This is a genomic window from Phycisphaeraceae bacterium, from assembly GCA_020851465.1.
Lineage (GTDB): Bacteria > Planctomycetota > Phycisphaerae > Phycisphaerales > Phycisphaeraceae > JADZCR01.
On the sequence record JADZCR010000017.1, the window covers coordinates 203,537 to 221,191 of the forward strand.

The following is a 17,655-nucleotide window of genomic DNA, read 5'->3' on the forward strand; positions in this document are numbered from 1 at the left end:
TTCGGAAAATGAATATGCGAACCTCGTGGATCAAGCTGGCCGTCGCGATGATTTTGGTTGTCACCTTGCTGAGCGTTGAATCCGGCGCGTGTCCGACCTGTGCCGAGAATCTGCCCAGTGCCGCCAGTGCGGAGGCGGATCGTGCCGCCGGCCTGCCGGATAATCCTTCGGGGGCGTCTTCGCCGCAGTTGGCGGAGGGGTTTTACTACTCGATCCTTCTCATGCTCGCGATTCCCTACACGCTGGTGACCGTGGGGGGTGTGATGATCTATTTCAAATTGCGAAAGAACGGCTTGGCGGAACAGGCCGCAGCAGCCCCGCCCCGCGCCTGATGACAGCTTTGCTTGTCGTCGATATTTTTCAGAGCACGCCCATCTAACGAATACCCGCAAGCAGAGGTCGCAGCCAGAGCATTCCCAATCCTTTCGCAGCGCACTTGTCGCATGTTTGACTTTGCGCCTCTGGCGAAGTGGGGCGTGTTTCGGCAGATCTCATGGCTCGCCGCTCTCACCGACACTTAACCGTAGTCGTCCGCCGATCCGCATCGGCTAGACTGCACTGTCGCGCCCGCCGCCTTGCCCCACACCTGGAGTCCCGGCTATGCCCTCCGCCCAGCGCCGCCAAGAGCAGTTCTTCGTCACGATTGCCGTTGGCGGACGGCTATTTGTGCTTTGAGAGCGACATGAAGAAGATCATGCCCATGACAATCGCATACCACACGACGGAACCGACGAGTAACAACAGGCCGGAGCGTTTCCTCCTTGTGATAAGATTTACGATTCCCCATGGGAATGCAACGTACGGGGCGATGATGATGAACATCCAATGATACCAGCGAATCGTGCCGCGAGGCATTCCATCTTCAACACTGACCACTTGGGCCGGGGGAACATCAATAGCACTCCTGCCAAGCTCCTCAACGGATCGCTTGAGACTGCTATTCTTCACAAGGCAGATGACCACGTAAATCAGCAGCACGATTCCGATGGGGTTCGGAACGAACCCCTGGCCTTGGGATAGGACAAATCCGAGGTAGGCGACATTTCCGAGCAGAAGAAGCCAATAGACGACAACAGTCGAGGTCGCCAGAGGATAGCGGAACTCCGTGTTGCAGGAAGGACATGGAATTCGTGCGAATCCCATGAAACTGCGCTTTGGCTTCCCGCTCATCCTGACCGGTTGTTTGCATTGCGGGCACACATAGGTGGAGGCGGCGCCGGAGCTCGTTTCGGTGGTCATTGTGCCTCCAAGCGTATAACCATACATTTTCCTGGTTGGACTCCAGCCCGCGACCATCGCGGGCCATTGGGCACAGTTTACCACGCAATTCCTCTCGGAGACCGCTGCATCGCCGACGCCGGCTTCGCCAGCACTGGCAACTACAACATCGTCAGCACGCCGAAGGTCTCGGACAACTTCACGATGCAGTACGACGACCTCATCGAGCAGCACCAGGCATACTGGCACGAGATGGCGCAGACCGCGCTGCCCAACCCGCCGATCGTCACTATGGGCTGGGACGTTACAGCGCGGTGCGATCCCAGCCTGCCCTGGCCGTTCCCTCCCGATCCGCGGACCGGCCGCCACGACTACCCGTACTGTCCCATCGTCGTCGGCAACACCCCGGACAAGTTCCGTCGGCTCTGTGAGCTGGCCCGCAAACAGGCGCAGGAACACCAGCTGCGCTTCAACGCCGTGTTCATCAACTCCTGGAATGAGTGGACAGAGTCCAGCTACCTTCTGCCTGAGAAGCGCACCGGTCTGGCGTATGTCGAAGCCGTCAAGGCGGCACTGGGAGACTAATTTCAGAACGGCAAGCTGAGGACCGCTCCGCTACCGGGCGAAGGTATGATTTTTACGGTGAGTGAAGATCGGTGAGTGAAGATCAGAGAACCGCCGCGGGTAAATCGCCCATCCTGCTCATTTCCCAAGTGGAATCGGCGCGTGACGAAGGCACCTTGGGTTAGAAGGAAACCAGATGTTTGACTCGACGAAAGAAGACCTCAAAGACATCCTTCGCAAAGCGGATGAAGGCAAGCTGCAACTTCCCGACTTTCAGCGCGATTACGTGTGGCTCGATGAGGATGTGCGAAGCCTGATCGCGTCGATTTGCAAGGGATTCCCTGTTGGGGCGTTGCTGACTCTCGAAGCCGGTAGTGAAGTCAGGTTCAAACCACGTTCGTTGGCGGGCGTCGATGCGGCGTCTCACGATCCCGAAGAACTGCTGCTCGACGGCCAGCAACGAGTCACATCGCTGTATCAGGCGACTTATTCCAAGAAGCCCGTGCGTACACGTTTGAGCAAGAAGGTCGAAATCGAGCGGTACTACTACTTGGACATCAAAAAGTCGGTCAACGATACCGCCGACCTGCTCGATGCGATCGAGGGTGTGCCTGCTGACCGCATCAGGCGGACGAACTTCGGCAAAGAAATCGTGCTCGATCTTTCCTCCCGCGAGCGCGAGTACGAGCACGATATGTTTCCCCTCAATCTCACATTTGACAGCAAGGATTGGTTTTTTGGCTGGCGCGACTATTGGAAGCCCCGAGGCCGGGATGTGGTCGATTTGGAGAAGAAGTTCTACAAGCAAGTCGTGGAGATGATCGAGTGGTACGAAATGCCCATTATCCGACTCGACAAGCGCAACAGCCGTGAGGCGATTTGCCTTGTTTTTGAAAAGGTTAACGTCGGAGGGAAAAAGCTCGACCCGTTTGAGCTGCTCACCGCCATCTACGCCGCCGATAATTTTGACCTTCGCGCCGCCTGGAATGGAGAACACAAAAAGTCCGGGCTTCAACAACGGCTTACAGACCATCAACGCAGACACGTTCTGGCCAGAATGGAAAGTACCCATTTCATGCAGGCGTGTACGTTGCTCCACACGCGTGAAGTCCGATCACGCCGCGTGCAAGAGGGAGCCAAGGGCAAAGACCTCCCGCCGGTACTTTGCAACCGCGACGCGATGCTGGCTCTGCCGCTCACTGCCTTCAAAAAGCATGTAGATACTTTGGAGGAAAGCTTCATGCTGGCGGCTGCGTTTCTAAATGAGCAAAAGATCATCTCCAGTCGGGATGTCCCATACCCGCAGCAGATTGTGACCCTCGCCGCCATCTTTGCTGCGCTCGATTCCAAGGCGCAGACTGTGCCCGCCAAGGGAAAGATTACAGATTGGTTCTGGGCTGGCGCGCTTGGCGAACTATACGGGACAGGCGCGGAAACCATCATGGCGAGAGATTTCATGGAGCTTGTCGAGTGGATCGGCAACGATGGAGAACAGCCGCGCACTTTATCAGAGGCGGTATTTCAGCAGGATCGCCTTCGGTCGCTTCGCGGCAGATTGGCCGCAGCCTACAAGGCCATTCACGCCTTACTGATGCGACGCGGCTGCCTCGACTTCATTAACGGGAATCCGTTTGAGCTTATGACGTTTTTCAATCAAAAGATTGACGTCCATCACATTTTTCCGGAAAAGTGGTGCAAGGACCACGAAATCGATAAGAAGGTTTACGACAGCATCATCAACAAAACGCCTCTCTCGACGAAATCCAATCAAATCATCGGTGGGAATGCACCATCGATCTATTTGAGAAAAATTGAGACCAGCACCGGCATTTCTCCCGCAAAGCTCGATGATATTCTTCGTTCCCACCTCATCGAGCCGCGATTTCTTCGTTCAGATGATTTTGAGGGATTTTATTCCGCTCGGACTCAAGCTCTCTCGGAACTCATCGGGAGCGCAATGGGCAAGCCGGTGGTGAACACCCACGGTTCCAACGAACCCGAAATCGAAGTTGACGAAACCTCCGACGAGGAATCTGATGAAGAACTCGTTGATGCCGACACGGAGGAATGAACGGACCTATGGCAAAGACTCAAGCCAAAGCATCTGAGAAAAATGACAACTAAGACATAAGCTGAAACATTCAAGCACGATGCCGACAAGCGAAAGAACATTCCCCCCGCGGAGTTTCAGTCCTTCGTCAAGCCGGAAGATCAATAACCCCGGCCCGTGAGATACCCATGCAACGCCGACCTGTCCCCGCAGATCGCCTGGCGGAACAGGCCGCAGCAGCCCAGCCCCGCGCCTGATGACAGCTTTGCTTGTCGTCGATATTTTTCAGAGTACACCCATCTAACGAATGCCCGCAAGCAGGGGTCGCAGCTACACAACCGGGTCAGATATGGTGTGTCACGGAATCGACAGAATAGTCATCGTGTCCGCTGGCTTATTCGCGGATATTCAGAAAGGCTGTTAACTGGGGATCTAGGATTTGAACCTAGACTAACTGGTTCAGAGCCAGTCGTGCTACCGTTACACCAATCCCCAAACGCTCCCGCCTGATCGAGAAAATCATCGGCGAAAGCAGGGGAATCGTATGACAACCGGGGGCTTCCCGTCAACCTTGTCGAGGTTGGCCGGCGTTCAGGCATTTGGCTGCGGCTGCCTGCTCCGCGGTCGAGTGTGTTTTCCGATTACGCTATCGCAGGTTTGTTCGTTCAGAGGATTGAGTTCTATGTTTCGATGGTATTTCGTTGTTCTGGTGGTTTGTGGTTTGTCCTGGGCCGCGGCGCGGGGCGAGGATGCGCCAACGATGGCCGTGCGCCCGTCGGCTGATGGGAAGCAGGTTCACATCGAGCTGGCGGAGTTGCCGGCCATCAGCTCGCGGCTGCTTGAGTTGGTTGACCCTGCGACGGGCGAAGTGCTGCGGACTCTCTGGGCGGGTCGCTCGCGGTCGAGTCAGACGGTGGTGCTCAGTCACGCGATGAAGCTTGCGCCGAGCCGTTACATCCTCCGCTATCGTGACGGCCTGTCGTTGACATACGTGGATAAACTCGACGGCCCGGTTAACGGCCGTTGGACCAATCCATGTGAAATCGCGTTCACCCATGACGCGATCTTCGTCATGGAGGAAGGCAACGACATCGGCGAGTTACCCGAAGAAATCATCCGTAAACGTACATGGACTCTCACCAACGGCCGGCGATTTACCGGCGGCTACTACCGCATCGGCAGCGACACCGTGGTCATGAGCGACAAACGCAATGCGCACATTCGTTTTCGACTCAAGGAGTTCACCCCTGCGGATCAGGAGCAGCTCAGAGACCTCGAACGCCTGCGGCTGGAGTACATCGCAAAGACCACACTCAACGGCGGGTCGATCTGGAAACTCTCACGCGACGGCAAGGTCGATCCGACCTTCGGTGAGGCGGGCCGCATCAGACTCTGGCAGGATCGGAACGCAGCCATCCGGTCATTTACGCTGAGCAGTGACGGAAAAATTTTTACCAGTTCGGTCTATCACGAAGCCATCGCTTACGATCCAAACGGGCAGCGGCTCAAGTTTGCGGTCGGCGGGTGGGATAACCAGCCATTCGGCTCAAAGGCGACAGGCTGGGTCAACACGCTCGTGATGGGGCCGGGCGACCGACTCTATTTCCCTACGGCCTACGGCATGTTGCGCGTGTACGACGCGACCAAGCCCGGATTCACCGGCATTCTGTACTCGATCAAGTTGTCGGAGGATGTCGGCCTCTCGCCCTGCATGACGCTTGATGGCACGGGCAATCTTTATCTCGTCAGCAGACAGAATTCGATTACCAAATATTTCGACAACGGCCAGGAATTCAAACGTCTCTGGAACCAGTCCGCGCCGGGTGGCGTCGCACGGCTGACGGGTCCGAGCTTTTCCAACGGTCTCCTCTGGGTTGCGGACCACGGCCCAAGCAAAGGGCCGTACTGGGACAGCGGCGGAGGCGGGGAGGTGCTGCTCTTCTGGGACGATGGCGACAGCGCACGACTGATCGACCGTTTCGGCAAAGTTGGCGATGCTGCGGACAAGCCGGAGTTCATGGATCCCAGCGCGGTGAAGATGACGCCGGACCATCAGTATTTGTGGGTCGTCGAGGACGGACACCATTACGTTGAAGGCCCCAGCGGCGGAGCGCGGATCCGGAAATTTCAAATCACCGCCCAGCAGACGCAGGAGGCGGAGCTGGACCTGACGAGCTGGAAATAATGGGAGCTGCGTCGATAAGTAACCGCGTTGTGGCTTTTCTTGTCTAAGATGTCCACGCATGCCCGCCCCCAAGAGCAGTCGTAACCGATTCCGTGAATACCGCCGCGAGACGCGAGAGCGCGCCAAGACGGGCAAGCCACTCGAAAACATGCACGCTGCGCTGGGGCATCCGGGCATCGGCACGACGCCGGGCGTGGGGCACAAGCGGCAGCGATCGTTCGCGGTATTGCTCCGTGAGTTCATCCGTCTGATGACCGGGCACCGAACCGCCATGGCCTTGGCGCTCGTCGGTACGGGGTTCGCCACGCTCATCGGTCTGGTGCCGCTTTATGGCACCAAGCTCGTCGTGGACAACGTGCTCGGCGGTAAACCGTTGCCCGAACGTGCAGCACGCTGGCTGCCCTACGTCGAGGAACCGCGCCATCTGCTGACAGCTGTCATGGTCAGCATGATTACGATTTCGTCGTTTGCGATCCTCATCAGCATGACCGCACGATGGCAGGCCACACGCATCACCAAGCGGATGCAGGTGTCCGTTCGCCGTAAGGTGTTCGAACACGCCGTGCGCCTGCCGCTCCACCGCGTGTATGAGTTGAAGTCCGGCGGTGCGGCGAGCATGTTGCGGGAAGATGCGGGCGGTGTCGCGGAACTGGTTTTCGCGCTGCTCTATAACCCGTTCCGTGCTGTCATCCAGCTTCTCGGCAGTCTGATTATTCTTGCCGTCACCGATTGGCGTCTGCTCCTGGGTTCGCTCGTGCTGATTCCCGTTGTCTGGATGACGCATAAGACGTGGATCAGCCGCATTCGACCGCTCTTTTCCGACATCCGCGCTACAAGGCAACTCACCGACAGTCACGCGACGGAAACCTTTGGCGGGATGCGGGTGGTGCGGAGCTTTTCCCGACAACGCAGCGAGGCTGCGCAGTTTTCCCGTAACAATCACCTGCTGGCGCGACAGGAAATTCTGGCGTGGTGGTGGAGCCGCGCAATCGACATCGCCTGGGCGTTGTTCATTCCCACCGCGTCGGCATTGCTGCTGTGGTATGGCGGTAATCGCATCCTCGACGACGCGGCTCGTGTCGCAGCGGGCACACTCGCACCCGGCGAGGCGCTGACCATCGGCGATCTGGTGATGTTCCTGGCGTACCTGGGCTGGCTGCTCGGACCGCTTGAGACGCTGGCGTCCAGTGCGACGCAGTTCCAAAACAGCCTGGCGGGGTTGGATCGAGTCCTCAATATCCTGGAGGAGCCGCGCGAAATGCCCAGCCCGCTCGGCGCACGGGTGCTGCCGCCGGATACCCCCGCCGGACGGATCGTGCTGCGCAACGTCGGCTACACCTATCCGCGCAACAACCGACCCGTGCTGACGGACATCAATCTCGATGCTGCGCCGGGTGAGATGATCGCGCTGGTCGGTCCAAGCGGCGCGGGTAAGACGACGCTCTGTAACCTCATCGCCCGGTTTTACGATCCGACCGAAGGCTCCATCACTTTCGACGGCACGGACCTGCGGCAGATCGAGGTGGACAGCTACCGCTCACTGCTGGGTATTGTGGAACAGGATACGTTTCTGTTTGACGGCACAATCGCGGATAACCTCGCCTACGGTCGGCGCGACGCGACCAGGGATCAAATCATCCGTGCCGCAGAGCAGGCCAACGCCCATCGATTCATCATGGAGTTACCCGATGGCTACGACAGCTACGTCGGTGAGCGGGGCGTGAAACTCAGCGGCGGACAGCGGCAGCGGTTGACGATTGCCCGCGCGATTCTTGCTGACCCACGGATACTGATCCTCGATGAGGCGACGAGCAATCTCGACACCGAGAGCGAACGATTGATTCAAACCAGTCTTCGCACGCTCATGGCAGGGCGGACGAGCTTTGTGATCGCGCACCGACTGAGCACCATCGCGCATGCGCATCGGATACTCGTGCTCGAGAGCGGCCGAATCGTCGAACAGGGCCGCCATGAGGAGTTGATGTCACGCAGCGGACGGTATCGGCAGATGGTGGAGCTGCAGACTCACCCAGCAATGGCGATCCCCCGTATTTAGCTGCGAAATCGACGACACGATTTTCCTGGTGCGCCAAGCTGTTCCCATTTTTTATTTAGCAATGCCGCTCGCGGCGAAGGGAGTCGGCGGAAATGACTTGACGGCCTTGGCTGCCAGCGCGACCTGACGATAATGGAAACAATCGTCCCCGGACACACAACTCGCACGGGGAGTCTGGAGTAAGAGATTGGTAAGCTGCTCCGTCATTTTCTACGGATCAATGACGAGTGCTACGTGCAGTGGTTCCTGACCTGATGAATTGAACACACATCCCATGCCCCTTCACTCGATACCGCACCCGACCTCTTGCGATCAATGCGGAGCATGTTGCGCCCGCGAATCCGTGCCGCCGTTTATGCCTAATGAGCTTGATGTGCTCCCCAAGGTGCTGCGTCGTGAGGTCGAACGCGCTCTGGTAGCCGGCGTTGCGGCAGGCGGATGCCTCTGGTACGACCGTGTTAAACGTGTGTGCCTGCATTACGACCATCGCCCTGAAGTCTGTCGTCAGTTTGAGCTCGGCGGTGATGAATGCGTTGAGCTGTGGTCAGCGACCGTGAATGTAAGCGTCAGACGATCGGAGGCTCGCGACTCCTCAGACTGCTGATCCGAATCCTCGATGTGTCTTGCTGCCTGTCAAAGAAAAATGTCAGCATGGATAACTTGTTCCATGCTGTCGTCCCGGTATGACGTGATTCATCGCCACTCATGGCGCGGATAACGGCGTGAGAGTTCTTTGCGCAGTGTCGGGTAGAGATTGGTCCAGAATCCCGCGAGATCTTCCGTCACCTGGAGCGGGCGATAGTTGGGTCCAAGGATTTCAAGCACGACGGGCACACGGCCGCCGGCGATGCGCGGCGTGGTTGCCAGGCCGTACAAATCCTGAATCTTCGCCCGTCCGCGCGGCGGCTGGCCGGGCTGATATTCGAGTTTCATCTTCCTGCCGCTGGGTAGCGAAAGCTCCGATGGCGCCATCGTCTCCACTAATCGCTGATCGTCCCATGAAAGAGCATCACGCAATTTTGGCAGCAGCGGCCGATCGCGCAATTGTGCGTGCTGTGATGCGTCCGCAACGAACTCCAGCAGGATCACCCGCAGATCGCTTTCGTCATAGACGATGAGCTTTCGTTCGGGAAACCATGCGGCGACGCACCGTGTCCGCGCAATCCAGTCATCAACTTTGTCATCCCACTGATCGAGCTTAAATTCTTTACGGAGAATCAGGTCCACCAGTATTTCACCGGCTGCATCGGGGTTGGCACGCGGCCTGGTGATGCTCGACAGCACGAGATCATCGAAGCGGTATTCCTCGACTTCCTCGACGGAGCGCGTTTCCGGATTCCACTGTGCCACGGTGCGTTTGCTGAGTCGATGGGGAAACAGCTCTTCGAGCCAGGCGATTTCAAGCTGGCTTACGAGGCTAAGCGTAACTTGCGACTCGTTGCCCCGGCCGATCTCGCGCACTTCGAGAGCGAGGATCGGCCCCGGTCGGTTCACCACGCTTTCTTTCTCCAGCATCACGCGCTTTTGTCCGGACATCGCACATCGCCGACTATGCGCATCACGCAGCACCGCGACGTGATCGGGGAAACCGACAAGGAGTGACTTGATTATCGCAGCGGTTTCCGAGGCAGCGGGAGATGTCGTAACTGTGGCAGGAGTATGGGCTGCCCGTTCGAGCAACCGTTGAGTCTGCGCGACCTCACGGGCCGCCAGCGGATCGACACCCAGCGATGCGCATGTCGATGGCCGAAATTGATCCGCGGATGCTTTCTCGAAGACTCGTTCAAGCACCGTCAGATCGGATGCGGTTTCGTTTTCCGCGACGTACATCAAGTCTCGCGGCACCTTGCCGGTAACGATGTTGCGGTCACCGATCAGTGCCGCCCAGAGCGTAGCGCGTTGCAGGCAGCCGCGTTGTTCCGCTTCGATCAACAGCCGTCCAAGTCGCGGATGAGTGGGAAACGCGGATATCCGTTTGCCCAGAGCGGTGATCCGGCCGTCTGTATCCGTAGCGCCGAGCTGGTTCAGTAGATTTTCGGCGCGCAGCAGCGCATGTGGTTCGGGAGGTTCGAGCCAAGGAAAGTCCGCCGCATTGGTCACGCCCAGCGATTTGAGCTGAAGCAGCGGTTCCGCCAGATCGAGTCGGCGGATTTCCGGTGTGTCGTGCGCTGCGCGAGCGCGGTGCTCTGCGAGCGACCAGAGACGGCGACACGTCCCCGGCGCGGTTCGACCGGCGCGACCGCAACGCTGCGTCGCAGAGGCTTGACTGATCGGTTCGACTCGCAGCACGTTGATGCCTCGCCTGGCGTCGTAACGATGCACCCGCCCCAGCCCGCTGTCGATGACGTGACGAATGCCCTCGATGGTGATCGAGGTTTCCGCCACATTCGTCGATACGACAACCTTGCGTCCCGGATAGGGCGAAACCGCAGCATCCTGCTCACGCGGAGGCAGCGAGCCGTGCAACGGGAAAAAGGTGACGTCGCCCGCTACGCGACAGCACGCCTCGATGGTGCGACGTATCTCATACGCACCGGGCATAAAAATGAGCACGTCACCTTCATCATGCTCAGCCAGCACGTCGCGCAAAGCTTGTGCGGCCAGTTCCCACGGCGGCGCGGTGAGGCGATGCGGAAGATATCGCTCCGTAACAGGAAAAAGTTTTCCGCCTGTCTCAACGACCGCACACGCCAGATAGGATCGCAGCATTGCGATATCGAGTGTCGCGGACATCACCAGTAAGCGCAGCTCCGGGCGCGTGCGCTCCTGCAACTGTTTGAGCAGACCCAGCGAGAGGTCTGCTGCGAGGTTTCGTTCGTGAAACTCATCAAGCACAACGGCGCCGATGCCTGATAAGTCGGGATCATTTTGCAGCAGACGCAGCAACAAGCCTTCGGTCATGAAACGAATGCGCGTCTGTTGAGATATCTGGCTATCGTGCCGAGTCTGGTATCCCACCAACCTACCCAGCGGCGATCCCATCTCCTGTGCGACCCGACGCGCAACCATGCGGGTGGCGAGCCGGCGCGGCTGGAGCACGATGATCGTCTGATCCGCAGCGAGCAAACCGCTGCGATGCAGGATCTGAGGCACCTGCGTGGTCTTGCCTGACCCGGTCGGCGCAGCAAGGACGAGTCGATTGCCCGCAGCCAGAGCGCGTGTGATGTCGGATTCAACCGCAAGGACCGGCAGCATCGAAGCATGATACGGATGATTGGCTTGCAGTTGATGACGGCAAAGCTGGGATTGTGCATCACGAGTTTGCGTCGGCTGGTGCGCACTTGGCGATACCCGGATTACTTGGGATGCGCCGTTGGCTGGTAGCTGCCGACTTCACTGTGGAAGGGGATCGCCAGACGGTTCCATCCATTGATGGCAATGATCGCCAGGGTCAGATCGACCAGTGATTTTTCATCGAAGAAGCGACAGACATGGTTGTAAATGTCGTCGCCGATACCTTCGCGACCGAGTTCCGTGACGGCCTCAGCCCAGAGCAGAGCGGCCCGTTCGCGGTCGGTGTAAAACGGTGCTTCACGCCATGCCGAGAGCAGATAAAGCCTCTGTTCGGTTTCGCCGGCTGTCCGTGCGTCTTTGGAGTGCATATCCAGACATCGAGCGCAGCCGTTGATCTGAGAAACGCGCATCTGGATCAATTCCAGCAGGGAATGTTCCAGCCCGCTGTTTCGTACATAGGTTGCGAGGCCGAGCATTGCTTTGAAGGCACCCGGTGACACTTTCTGATAATCGATTCGCTGAGTCATGGACTGTTACTCCTTGTAGTGAACGTCGGATCGAATAACGAAGCGGAGCATCGAGTCCGACAGGGTTGCTTCGGACTGATCAGCGAAGCTCCATAGAAGCACGCTGGAGCGATCGTGCATCCTGCAAAAGGCGTGCGCCTTGATGGTTTGCGATGGGAGGACATACCCGTTTCTCAGCGAGGAACATCAATACGCTGATGAGGAACATGGCATTCTATTCCTCACTCGGCAGGTGAATCGATAACCTCGATCAATTCTTTCATGATCGTTGGATGGTGAACCTGAGTCGGCTGGCACTCGTATCCGAGAGTTGGGGGTTTTTTTATGAATCAACCAACCGCCAACTCTGTTCACCCTCGTGTGCTGCTCGTGGAGGACCATCCTGAGGTCGCCCGTGCGACGATCGAGATGCTCGACATCATCGGATGCCCGGTTACCTTGGCCGGTACGCGCCATTCCGCCGAAGCCGCGGTTGAGACAGGCGAACGATTCGACCTGGTATTGATTGATTACAGTCTGCCCGACGGGACAGGAGTGGACCTGCTTAAACGCTTGAGAAAACACCGGCCGATCCGTGCGATCCTCATCACCGCCCACACGAAAAACATGATTCTCCACGGTGACGAAGCGGGATTTGTGCAATACCTCGCGAAGCCGGTGGAGATTGACGAGTTGCGGAGAGCTGTGGAAAGCGCGATGAGAGTGACGCTGTAACGCGGCTCTGCCGTCAGGCCGGAGCTGTCGTCACGTTATGCTTTGGCCATGCCTTCGCGGATGGCAAAGCGGGCAAGTTCCACGCGATCGTGAATGTCAAGTTTTCCCATCAGTCGGAGCGTGTGAGTGTCAACGGTTTTGATGCTCACGTGCATGAGATCCGCAATGTCTTTTTTCGAGTGTCCACGGGCCAGATATCCCAGCACCTCCAACTCGCGGGGGCTCAGCCGTGTCGCGCGGGTTTTTCCGCCTTCGAGATGCAGACCTGAAGCATCCACGACGATACGTGCCTGCACTTCGGGGGAAAAGTAAGTGCCGCCCCGCGCCACTTCACCTGCGGCAGTTACCACAGCGTCAAGTGATTCCCGTTTGGTCACGTAGCCCAGTGCGCCAACGCTCAGCGCCTGCTCGATGAAATGATCATGCGTGTATGCGCTGAGAAAGATGACTTGCACGTCGGGAACTATCGCGCCGATCCGTCGCACCGCATCAAACGCGCTGACGCCGGGCATGTCGATATCGGTGAGCACGATATCCGGCCGCATCTGCACTGCCAGTGAGACGCCTGCCTCCGCTTCTTCCGCTGTTCCAACGACTTCAAATTTCGGATCGGCGGCAAAACGCTGCGCCAGTGCTTCCCGTACCAGCGCATGGTCGTCGATAATCAAAACCTTGATGACATCATTCATCGTTGTGTTCCCCGGAGTTTGTCAGAGTCAGGCGAAGTGACGCGCCCGATTAGGTCAAGAAGATCGGTCATCCTGAACGGTTTGGCAAGAACGAAATCGCGGTCGGGATCCGTGGCGCAATCCGCGCAGGCACCGAGCATGACCACCGGCACGGCGGATCCGCTGGCACGAATCGCGGCGTGACAGGCGGCACCATCAAATTTCGCCAGCTCGCAATTGAGCAGAACGACGGAGAATTCGCCCGATCGTTCCCGGAACTTTGCCACAGCCGCGTCGCTGTCAGCCGCCTGTTCGACGACATAACCTTCCTTTTCCAGCGCGGAGCTGAGTGTCCTGCGGATCAGTCGATCCGGGTCAGCCAGCAGCACCACGCCGGCACGCGCCATCGCGGCTATCTCTCCGGTTGCAACGGGTGGTGCATCGCAGCACGGCAGCTCGATCGTCACGACGGTGCCTTTGCCGGGCGTTGAGTCGATCGCAACGCGGCCGCCGTGATGCAAAACGATGCTCTGCACAATGGGAAGGCCCAGGCCGGTTCCATCGCCGCGCGATTTGGTGGTGAAAAACGGCTCGAACACGCGAGACTTCACCCGCGAGGACATGCCCTCGCCGGTGTCTGCCACAGTCAGCGAAATAAATCGTTGGCTGCGGAGGTCGTCTTCGCTGGTCGGTATCTGCGTCAGTGTGATTGTCAGCTCGCCGCCCGCAGGCATCGCATCGCGTGCATTGATCGCCAGATTCATGATGACCTGTTGAAGCTGGGTCGGGTTGATATTCACCCACACCTGAAGATCTGAAGGAATATCAAGTTTCAGCTTGATATTCGAGGGAAGCATCCGGCTGAGCATGTCGATGGATTCGCGCAGAAGGGCGGGACAATCGCTTGATCCGGTCGGATCATTGCCGTGACCCAGAAACAGGAGGGACGAAGCCTGCTGGGCAGCGTGTTCGGCGGCGGCGCGCGCCGAGCGTAAATCGGCATGGGCGGCGTGGTTTTCGGGGAGCTTGCGCTGGGCGGCATCAATGAAACCGCGAATGGCGGTCAGCGCATTACCAAATCCATGCGCAGCACCGGTGGCGAGGCGACCCATCGCGTCCACTTTTTGCATCTGACGTAGCGCCGCCTCCAACCGATCGCGCTCCTGGTGTGAACGCATGGTTTCCGTCACGTCGATCGCGATACCGATGGTGCCGATGATTGTTCCTCGCGCGTCGTGGAGCGGTTCGACATGCGACTGATAGATGTGATCCTGCCAGATCAGCTCGTACTGATTTGCCTCGCCGCGCAGTGCGCGTAAAGCAGCGGCGATGGGGGGATATTTGCGATCTCTGGTACCGAAAAACTCATAGAACGTCTTGCCCACAGCCTCGTCAGGTTCGAGTCGAAGTGCCGCCAGACCTGCACCGTGGGATGAGGTCCAGCGCAAGTCAGTATCGGTGGTCCAGACAACAGCGGGGATGCGCGACAGCAGGACACGCAGGCGTTCCTCGGCGGCGAGCAGGCGCTCCTCTGCGCGGCGGCGCGGCGTGATGTCGGTCGCAATGAGGATCGCAGCAGTGACACGCCGACCGGTTTTGATTGCGCTGATCCGCGTCGTGTACCAGGCGCGCTTGCCGTTGTCACCCACTGAGTCCACGTCATACCGCTGAAGTTTGCCGGTGGCGAACACAGCCTTGAGTGCTGCCCGTGCCTTGGCCTGATCGCGCCGCGACATGAAGTCGTAGATCGTCTGGTTCGAGACGGCCGCGAGGTCTAATCCTTTCACCACACGATTGAGCCAGAGAAAGCGACCCTGCCGATCCACCAACGCCAGAAAGTCCGGCACGTTCTGCGCGAGCGTTCTCCACTTGACCTCGTCGATCAATCGCGACGGCGCGAGATCGCGGACCTTCTTACGTCGTTGAGGCAAGGCTGTTTCTCCGAGTTCATCAGCGCGACAACAACGCAAAGGATAAGGCAGTCAAGGGGCAGCCAGAAACGGATAAGTCGTGCGTGAGTGCCGGCACACCTCGGCAGAAAAGAAAAAAGGCCCGGCAAGGCCGAAGCCAAGCCGAGCCCTTCCGGGGGCAAGTGATGTAGTGGGAAGTTAGCACCATTTTTGTTGAATGCAAGAGTTTCTACCGGCTGATTTCAAAAAACAGACATTTCAAATGGAGATCGTGGTAAGGATAAAACCTTATTTTTGTTTATTATAAACCGTTGATTTTAAAATAATTGCAAAATGATTCATTGGTGTGGAAAATAGGTATACGTGATACGTTTTTGATTTGAAAATATTATTAGTTCAGATGACTCGTGAGACGCGGAATCCGTGTCGCCGCCGACTGATCGCGCTGGATGCGCGATGGTTTTACTGGTGCCGGGTGAGGTCGGAGCTTTTTCTTTGGAGTAAAGGTTTCGCGTTATTTTTGTCTGCGACAACCGCTGCGAAGATTCCCAGGGCGTTGTCCTCGCGGCTCATTGGCGACAGACTTTACCGCCTGCGTGCCTTCGAGCCTTTGCGCTTTTTTGGGGACGCCATCGGTAAGCGTGCTGCGCCTTGACTGGAGTTTGTTCCCAGATATTTGCCGCTCCGTTTTGCCGCTGACAGTCGGGCTTTGGCGCCGGCGATCTCGCCTTTGTATTGCGGCAGCCACTCCGCTTGCGCCACGAGCATCTCGTCGGTCATCTGCGAAATTTCTTCCGGATCACACACCGCCCCGACAAGCGGGTCCATCATCATCGCCTGCTTAAGCAGGTTCACATCGCCATGTACGCCAGCCTCGACAGCCAGTCGTTGCACGTTGATCGACACGTCGCATACCGCCGCACAGCCCAGCGGCAGATCGCCAACGCGAGGAATGTTCACGCCGTTTTTGTCCACGTATCCGGGCACTTCGACCGCTGCGTCATCGGTCAGGTTGGAGATGCACCCGTTATTCATAACGATGAAGTGACCCCGGTATGGCCGTCCGGTTTCAAGCCCTTCGATGATGTAACTGCCGTGTTCGTGTCCGCGCGTTTCAGGCTTGATGGGTTCACCCGCAGATTTGAGGATTTTCGCATAGTCGGTCTTAAACCAGTTTCGTCCCTCAGAGCAGACACGCAGATAGCCGCCCGTTTCTCCGTTGATCCAGCACGACATATCGATCCACTTGTGGATGTCCCCGGTGCGCTTGCGGTACCACGGCACGTATTCGGAGAGATGGCCATTACTCTCGGTCGAGTAGTAGCCGAACCGTTTGAGCATGTCGATGCGGACCTTTTCAGTCTGCTTGTATTCAGGGTGCTGCTGAAATCCTTCGAGCAGGCGCGGAGTCCACTCCTCGCCTTTGTATCGAACCTGGATGTACCACGTCTGATGGTTGATACCCGCGCAGATGATGTCCACATCGTCGCGAGTCACTTTGGTGAAACCTTTATCGCCGGGCTTTTTACCTTTGTTGATCAGGAGTTGAATCACCGAGGCGATCTGCGAGTGTCCGTGCAGCACGCCGTGGCAGAGACCGATGGTATTGACCTTGCCGTATTGGTTGGCCGCCCAGGTGTTGATGCAGTTGGGGTTGGCATAGTTGAGGAAGAGTGCGTTATCAGCGGCCACTTCGCGGATGTCCTTGCAGAAGCCGAGGATGGCGGGAATGTTTCGTTGGCCGTACATCACGCCGCCGGCACAGATGGTGTCGCCGACGCACTGGTCCACACCATATTTGAGGGGTATATCGATGTCGTGCTTGTACGCTTCCAACCCGCCGATGCGAGTGCAGTTGATGATGTAGTCGGCTCCCTCAAGTGCCTTGCGGCGATTCGTGGTGGCGGTGATCCGGGCAGGCAGGCCGTTGGCCTCGATATCCTTGCCGCAGAGTTTTGTCACCATGTCGAGGTTTTGCGTATTGATGTCGTTAAACGCAAAGTGAGTGTCCCGCAGCTCGGGAACGCTCAAGATGTCACGAAAAAGTCCGCGGGTGAATCCGAGGCTGCCAGCACCGATGAATGCGATTTTGATAGACACAATGAATCTCCCGAAAGCTGTTTTAATCGGTCAAGTGACGAAGGGCGGACATTTTAGCGGAAATCCAACCTCACGCATGTTACGTCCGTGAGTTTGTGTCAATTGGACGCGCCATCGCTGATCCAGGTTGGGGTTGGTCCAGCGGAAATGCGAGGCTCTCGTTTGTCGGGGAGGACCGAAATGCCGGTGGAGGGAGTTGAACCCACACTTCCTTTAAGGGGAAAACGGATTTTGAATCCGTCGCGTCTGCCAGTTCCGCCACACCGGCCGGTGGTGCGAATCGATGTGGATTCTAGGTCAAAGATCGCGTGTTGCCAAAGTCGTCGCTTTGTGTCGCACCAGTCGTATCACATCACAAAGCAACTGCGCGATGCCGTTGAGATTTACATGGAAGCTCAACGACAGCGGCGCATCGAGATCGAAGCGTTG

At 57.8% G+C, this 17,655-nt stretch carries 13 protein-coding genes and 2 tRNA genes; 7 read left to right on the plus strand and 8 right to left on the minus strand.

What is annotated here, in order from left to right; translation table 11 throughout:
- The first annotated feature begins 14 nt into the window (after positions 1-14).
- Entirely contained in the window at positions 15-332 is a 318-nt protein-coding gene (locus IT444_13620) for a hypothetical protein (GenBank protein ID MCC7193808.1), read from the plus strand.
- 328 nt (positions 333-660) lie between these two features.
- Here IT444_13620 and IT444_13625 read toward each other — a convergent pair whose 3' ends face one another.
- Positions 661-1,239: a hypothetical protein gene (locus IT444_13625; GenBank protein ID MCC7193809.1), complete on the minus strand. Its 579-nt coding sequence runs from the start codon at positions 1,237-1,239 to the stop codon at positions 661-663.
- A gap of 66 nt (positions 1,240-1,305) precedes the next feature.
- On the opposite strand from IT444_13625, the gene IT444_13630 reads away from it, so the two are divergent.
- The gene (locus IT444_13630) at positions 1,306-1,803 is read left to right on the plus strand and encodes a glycoside hydrolase family 99-like domain-containing protein (GenBank protein ID MCC7193810.1); all 498 of its coding nucleotides are present in this window, start codon (positions 1,306-1,308) and stop codon (positions 1,801-1,803) included.
- A gap of 175 nt (positions 1,804-1,978) precedes the next feature.
- The gene (locus tag IT444_13635; protein ID MCC7193811.1) at positions 1,979-3,853 is read left to right on the plus strand and encodes a DUF262 domain-containing protein; all 1,875 of its coding nucleotides are present in this window, start codon (positions 1,979-1,981) and stop codon (positions 3,851-3,853) included.
- A gap of 403 nt (positions 3,854-4,256) precedes the next feature.
- Here IT444_13635 and IT444_13640 read toward each other — a convergent pair.
- Positions 4,257-4,327, minus strand: a tRNA-Gln gene (locus IT444_13640).
- Between the two features lie 187 nt (positions 4,328-4,514).
- On the opposite strand from IT444_13640, the gene IT444_13645 reads away from it, so the two are divergent.
- The 3 genes from IT444_13645 (at position 4,515) to IT444_13655 (ending at position 8,677) form a co-directional block, all read left to right on the plus strand.
- Entirely contained in the window at positions 4,515-6,017 is a 1,503-nt protein-coding gene (locus IT444_13645; protein ID MCC7193812.1) for a hypothetical protein, read from the plus strand.
- A gap of 58 nt (positions 6,018-6,075) precedes the next feature.
- A complete protein-coding gene (locus IT444_13650) occupies positions 6,076-8,073 on the plus strand; it encodes an ABC transporter ATP-binding protein (GenBank protein ID MCC7193813.1) in 1,998 nt (665 codons plus the stop codon).
- A 274-nt stretch (positions 8,074-8,347) separates the two neighbouring features.
- Positions 8,348-8,677, plus strand: a complete 330-nt coding sequence (locus tag IT444_13655; protein ID MCC7193814.1) for a YkgJ family cysteine cluster protein — start codon at positions 8,348-8,350, stop codon at positions 8,675-8,677.
- An 89-nt stretch (positions 8,678-8,766) separates the two neighbouring features.
- Here the strand turns inward: IT444_13655 and hrpB are convergent, their stop codons facing one another.
- Positions 8,767-11,268 carry an ATP-dependent helicase HrpB gene (gene hrpB / locus IT444_13660; protein ID MCC7193815.1) on the minus strand — a complete coding sequence of 834 codons (2,502 nt, stop codon included), beginning with the start codon at positions 11,266-11,268 and terminating at the stop codon, positions 8,767-8,769.
- A gap of 101 nt (positions 11,269-11,369) precedes the next feature.
- The gene (locus IT444_13665; protein ID MCC7193816.1) at positions 11,370-11,834 is read right to left on the minus strand and encodes a carboxymuconolactone decarboxylase family protein; all 465 of its coding nucleotides are present in this window, start codon (positions 11,832-11,834) and stop codon (positions 11,370-11,372) included.
- 324 nt (positions 11,835-12,158) lie between these two features.
- On the opposite strand from IT444_13665, the gene IT444_13670 reads away from it, so the two are divergent.
- Positions 12,159-12,548: a response regulator gene (locus tag IT444_13670; protein ID MCC7193817.1), complete on the plus strand. Its 390-nt coding sequence runs from the start codon at positions 12,159-12,161 to the stop codon at positions 12,546-12,548.
- A gap of 35 nt (positions 12,549-12,583) precedes the next feature.
- On the opposite strand, the gene IT444_13675 is transcribed toward IT444_13670, so the two are convergent.
- The 4 genes from IT444_13675 to IT444_13690 all read right to left on the minus strand — a co-directional run bounded on the left by IT444_13675 (position 12,584) and on the right by IT444_13690 (position 17,494).
- Positions 12,584-13,237, minus strand: a complete 654-nt coding sequence (locus tag IT444_13675) for a response regulator transcription factor (GenBank protein ID MCC7193818.1) — start codon at positions 13,235-13,237, stop codon at positions 12,584-12,586.
- Positions 13,234-15,147, minus strand: a complete 1,914-nt coding sequence (locus IT444_13680; GenBank protein MCC7193819.1) for a PAS domain-containing protein — start codon at positions 15,145-15,147, stop codon at positions 13,234-13,236. The genes IT444_13675 and IT444_13680 overlap by 4 nt, the downstream gene beginning before the upstream one ends.
- 564 nt (positions 15,148-15,711) lie before the next feature.
- Positions 15,712-17,226 (minus strand): alpha-glucosidase/alpha-galactosidase, encoded by a 1,515-nt coding sequence (locus IT444_13685; GenBank protein MCC7193820.1) that lies wholly within the window; start codon positions 17,224-17,226, stop codon positions 15,712-15,714.
- Positions 17,227-17,407: 181 nt separating this feature from the next.
- Positions 17,408-17,494 (minus strand) — tRNA-Leu (locus IT444_13690).
- Positions 17,495-17,655 lie beyond the last annotated feature (161 nt).

Excerpts from the sequence above, each read along its gene's own strand:
- IT444_13635 (MCC7193811.1), top strand. The coding sequence starts at position 1,979 with ATGTTTGACTCGACGAAAGAAGACCTCAAAGACATCCTTCGCAAAGCG.
- IT444_13670 (MCC7193817.1), top strand. The coding sequence starts at position 12,159 with ATGAATCAACCAACCGCCAACTCTGTTCACCCTCGTGTGCTGCTCGTG.
- hrpB (MCC7193815.1), bottom strand. The coding sequence starts at position 11,268 with ATGCTGCCGGTCCTTGCGGTTGAATCCGACATCACACGCGCTCTGGCT.
- IT444_13625 (MCC7193809.1), bottom strand. The coding sequence starts at position 1,239 with ATGACCACCGAAACGAGCTCCGGCGCCGCCTCCACCTATGTGTGCCCG.
- IT444_13650 (MCC7193813.1), top strand. The coding sequence starts at position 6,076 with ATGCCCGCCCCCAAGAGCAGTCGTAACCGATTCCGTGAATACCGCCGC.
- IT444_13665 (MCC7193816.1), bottom strand. The coding sequence starts at position 11,834 with ATGACTCAGCGAATCGATTATCAGAAAGTGTCACCGGGTGCCTTCAAA.
- IT444_13645 (MCC7193812.1), top strand. The coding sequence starts at position 4,515 with ATGTTTCGATGGTATTTCGTTGTTCTGGTGGTTTGTGGTTTGTCCTGG.
- IT444_13620 (MCC7193808.1), top strand. The coding sequence starts at position 15 with ATGCGAACCTCGTGGATCAAGCTGGCCGTCGCGATGATTTTGGTTGTC.
- IT444_13655 (MCC7193814.1), top strand. The coding sequence starts at position 8,348 with ATGCCCCTTCACTCGATACCGCACCCGACCTCTTGCGATCAATGCGGA.
- IT444_13675 (MCC7193818.1), bottom strand. The coding sequence starts at position 13,237 with ATGAATGATGTCATCAAGGTTTTGATTATCGACGACCATGCGCTGGTA.